The sequence below is a fragment of the Mycobacterium sp. 1245801.1 genome, assembly GCF_001673055.1.
In the GTDB taxonomy this organism is placed as follows: Bacteria; Actinomycetota; Actinomycetes; order Mycobacteriales; family Mycobacteriaceae; genus Mycobacterium; species Mycobacterium europaeum_A.
The window spans coordinates 1-4392 of record NZ_LZKY01000239.1 but is presented as its reverse complement, the minus strand read 5'-3'; the positions used below and the strand labels follow the sequence as shown (position 1 = coordinate 4392).

Annotated in this window: 5 protein-coding genes; 1 reads left to right on the top strand and 4 read right to left on the bottom strand. The window is 64.8% G+C overall.

Going from position 1 to position 4392, the window contains the following annotated elements; genetic code table 11:
• The 4 genes from A5622_RS28350 to A5622_RS15360 form a co-directional block, all read right to left on the bottom strand.
• On the bottom strand, nt 1-116 hold a 116-nt coding region (locus A5622_RS28350; RefSeq protein ID WP_197508023.1), incomplete at its 3' end, for a class I SAM-dependent methyltransferase.
• 95 nt (nt 117-211) lie between these two features.
• Nucleotides 212-1075, bottom strand: coding sequence for a 3-hydroxybutyryl-CoA dehydrogenase (locus A5622_RS15370; RefSeq protein ID WP_065153993.1), 864 nt, complete (start codon nt 1073-1075; stop codon nt 212-214).
• A gap of 191 nt (nt 1076-1266) precedes the next feature.
• Nucleotides 1267-2553 (bottom strand): isocitrate lyase, encoded by a 1287-nt coding sequence (gene aceA, locus A5622_RS15365; protein ID WP_066868741.1) that lies wholly within the window; start codon nt 2551-2553, stop codon nt 1267-1269.
• 268 nt (nt 2554-2821) lie between these two features.
• On the bottom strand, nt 2822-3616 hold the full coding sequence (locus A5622_RS15360; RefSeq protein ID WP_066879624.1) for an acyl-[acyl-carrier-protein] thioesterase: 795 nt from the start codon (nt 3614-3616) through the stop codon (nt 2822-2824).
• A gap of 160 nt (nt 3617-3776) precedes the next feature.
• Here A5622_RS15360 and A5622_RS15355 point away from each other — a divergent pair.
• Nucleotides 3777-4392, top strand: a 616-nt coding sequence (locus A5622_RS15355) for a helix-turn-helix transcriptional regulator (protein ID WP_156752970.1), incomplete at its 3' end; no start/stop codon positions are given.

The following is a 4392-nucleotide window of genomic DNA, read 5'->3' as shown; positions in this document are numbered from 1 at the left end:
CGCTCGAAGTAGGCGCAGGTGTAGCCCATCGTCGCGTCTAAGAATAATGCGAAAAATTCATTCGAGACATCGTAAATAGACTGCGATTCCTCGTAATACGGTTCCAATTTCGTCATGCTCGCTACAAAACCTTTCGTCCTATTCAACGCGAGCATACTAACCGACCGGTCAACGACCGGCGATCCGGGCACCGGTGAGTCGTTAGCGTCGCTCAGTAGGAGTAGAAGCCCCGGCCCGTCTTCTTACCGAGCCGGCCCGCCTCCACCATGCGCAGCAACAGCGGCGGCGGGGCATACTGCGGTTCCTTGAACTCCTCGAACATCTTGTCCGCGATCAGCTTCAACGTGTCCAGGCCGACCAGGTCGGACAGCCGCAGGGGGCCCATCGGATGCGACAAGCCGGCCACCACGGCCTTGTCGACGTCTTCGACGGTGGCAAAACCGGCTTCCACCATGCGGATTGCCGACAGCAGGTACGGCACCAGCAGCGCGTTCACCACGAAGCCGGACCGGTCGGAGCAGCGCACCACCTGCTTGCCCAGGACCGCGCTCGCGAACTCCTCGGTGCGCGCGGCAGCGGCCTCGTCGGTGACCAGCGTGCTGACCAACTCGACCAGCGGCAGCACCGGAACGGGGTTGAAGAAGTGCAGACCGAGCACGCGCTGCGGGTTCTTGGTGGCCGCGGCGATCTTCATGATCGGGATGCTGGAGGTGTTGGAGGCCAGCACGGCGTCGGGATCGGTGATAACCCGGTCGAGCTCGGCGAACACCTGCGCCTTGACGGCGTCGTCCTCGATGATCGCCTCGATGACCAGTTGGCGGTCCGCGAGATCCTTCAGGTCCGTGGTGAAGGTGAGCTTGCTCAGCGCGCGGTCGCGTTCGCGCTCGGTCACCTTGCCGGCGCTGACGCCGCGCTCGAGCGACTTCACGATGCGGTTGCGGCCGGCCGTGATGAGGGCGTCGGTGGTCTCGAACACCGTCACGTCGACACCGGCGCGGACCGAGACCTCGGCGATGCCCGACCCCATCTGGCCGGCCCCGACTACTCCTACGCGCTGAATCGTTGTGTCACTCACTTGATCTCTCTCCGGTTCTCTCCGGTAACCCGTATCGTCTTGCACCGCAATAGGCCCCGCCCAGGATCAGCTGGGCGGGGCCTACGCTACTTCATCTCAATTTCGGGGCGCGGCTTGCGCCGAGGGCCGGTGGCTCAGTGACTCAGGCCTTCGGTTTCACCTCGTCCTCGCGGGCACGAGCCCGCTCGTCCTCAGTGAAACTGACCCTCTTCGGTGGAGCCGGTCAGCGCGGTGGTCGACGAGGTCGGGTCCACCGTGGTGGCGATGCGGTCGAAGTAACCGGCACCCACCTCGCGCTGGTGCTTGGTCGCGGTGTAGCCGCGCTCCTCGGCGGCGAACTCGCGCTCCTGCAGCTCGACGTAAGCGCTCATCTGGTTGCGGGCGTAGCCGTAGGCCAGATCGAACATCGAGTAGTTCAGGGCGTGGAAGCCGGCCAGCGTGATGAACTGGAACTTGAATCCCATTGCGGCAAGCTCCTTTTGGAACTTCGCGATGGTGGAGTCGTCCAGGTGCTTCTTCCAGTTGAACGACGGCGAGCAGTTGTAGGCCAGCATCTGGTCGGGGAACTCGGCCTTGACGCCCTCGGCGAACTTGGCGGCGAGCTCGAGGTCCGGAGTACCGGTCTCCATCCAGATCAGGTCGGAGTACGGCGCGTAGGCCTTGGCCCGGGCGATGCACGGCTCGAGACCGTTGCGCACCCGGTAGAAGCCTTCCTTGGTGCGCTCACCGGTGATGAACGGCTGGTCGCGCTCGTCGACGTCGGAGGTGATCAGCGTGGCGGCCTCGGCGTCGGTGCGGGCGATGACCACGGTGGGGACGTCGCACACGTCGGCGGCCAGCCGGGCCGAGGTCAGGGTCCGGATGTGCTGCTGGGTCGGGATCAGCACCTTGCCGCCCAGGTGTCCACACTTCTTCTCCGAGGCCAGCTGGTCCTCCCAGTGCGAGCCGGCCACACCGGCGGCGATCATGGCCTTCTGCAGCTCGTAGACGTTGAGCGCACCACCGAAGCCGGCCTCACCGTCGGCGACGATCGGCGCCAGCCAGTTCTCCACCGAGGTGTCACCCTCGACCTTGGCAATCTCGTCGGCGCGCAGCAGCGCGTTGTTGATCCGGCGCACCACCTGCGGCACCGAGTTGGCCGGGTACAGGCTCTGGTCGGGGTAGGTGTGGCCGGACAGGTTCGCGTCACCGGCGACCTGCCAACCCGACAGGTAGATGGCCTTCAGGCCCGCGCGCACCTGCTGCACGGCCATGTTGCCGGTCAGGGCGCCCAGCGCGTTGATGTACTCCAGGTCGTGCAGCTGCTCCCAGAGCACCTCGGCGCCGCGGCGGGCCAGGGTGGCCTCCTCGACTACGGTGCCTTGCAGGGCGACGACGTCCTCGGCCGTGTAGGTCCGGGTGACACCCTTCCAACGCGGGTTGGTGTCCCAGTCCTTCTGGATCTGTTCGGCGCTCTTGGGGGTGCCAACGACAGACATTGGGCATGCTCCTTCACGGTCTTCACTACTGAGTTGCGGACGCCGCACCGGCGGTAGCTAGCGGCTCAACTTCGCTGGTGTGCTAACTCGAAGATGGCACAGCTGATAGGGGCTGGTCCACCCGTTTCAGTTGCCAATTTAAGCAACGGGACCGACCAATTTTGCGAAGTTTGCTAAGTCGCGAACAAACTTAACCGTTTCAGAAGCTACCCGTCAGTAACCCCAAAGCCGCAGGTCACACCGCAAATTAACCGGGACGCTTGTCCTGTTAGCGAGCAAAGATCGCGGCGACGGCTTTCGCCTCGTCGCCGACGGCATATGTGAGCGTTGTAACAGTCCGATCGGCCAGTTCGGGACCGAATTGTTCGGTGGATCCGGCGGGGTGGACGTGCGAGATGATCTCCAGCTTGTCGCCCAGCGCCACCGGCGCCTCGTGCTCGATGGTGACGCGCAGCGGGGTCCGCATCAGCTCCAGATGGGACGCCAGATAGTCCTCGATCACGCTCCAGTACACGGAGTTGTTCATGTGGTCGAACAGGTCGATGTCGGTGACCCGGACCGGAAACTCGTGGATCTCGACCGCGTCGTCGCGGCTGCCCGGCTTGAGATACGACTTCCACCGCAGCCGGTCGACGGAAGTGGTCTTGTGCAGTCCGGCCAGGAAGTCGTCGGCGATGCGCGAGGGCATCTGGGTTTCGCGGTTGATGTTGATCCAGAACGCCTCGGACTCGATGAGCCCACCCTTGCGGCCATCGATGCGGACCCGCATCTCGCACCACCGGTTCGACGTGCCCGAACACCAGCGACGCAGGCGCAGCATGTCGTTGAACTCGATCGGTCGGACCAGGTCGAGCATGGTGCGCCGGACGATCCACAGCGGATGGGTCTCCTCGAAGCCCATCTCGCGCAGCTGGTCCTGGCCGATGTCCTGGATGTGGCGCGCCGCGGCGTCCAGCCGCAACCGACCCGTGCGGTCGATATCGCCGACCCGCAACGGCCACTGGCGGTCGAACACGTCAGGGTGACCGTCGGGCACCGGCATCAGTTGTTTATCCAGGCTCACCGCGTCGCTCCCGTTTCCTCCTCGTGGTTACCCCAGGCTAAGGCCTGCGCCCCGGTCGCATCATCCCAACGGGGTGCGTCGAACACCTATCCCGACGCGACCGCAGGCATTGCCAAGTCTGCGAACTCCCATCTTCGCAAAGGCCGGTAACCTCGGAGAGGTGTCCAAAACGTTCGTCGGGTCACGGGTTCGCCAGCTTCGCAACGAACGCGGGTTCTCCCAGGCCGCGCTGGCTCAGATGCTGGAGATCTCACCGAGCTACCTCAACCAGATCGAGCACGACGTCCGCCCCCTGACCGTGGCCGTGCTGCTGCGCATCACCGAGGTGTTCGGGGTGGATGCGACGTTCTTCTCCTCCCAGGACGACACCCGGCTGGTCGCCGAGCTGCGCGAGGTCACCATGGACCGGGACCTGGACATCGACGTCGACCCCACCGAGGTCGCCGAGATGGTCAGCGCCCATCCCGCGTTGGCCCGCGCGGTGGTCAACCTGCACCGGCGCTACCGGATCACCACGGCCCAGCTCGCGGCCGCCACCGAGGAGCGGTACTCCGACGGCAGCGGTAGCGGGTCGATCACCATGCCGCACGAGGAAGTCCGCGACTACTTCTACCAACGACAGAACTACCTGCACGAGCTGGACACCGCCGCCGAGGATCTGACCAGCAAGATGCGGTTGCACCACGGCGATCTGGCGCGCGAGCTGACCCGCCGGCTCACCGAGGTGCACGGTGTGCACATCAACCGGCGGATCGATCTAGGCGACACCGTGCTGC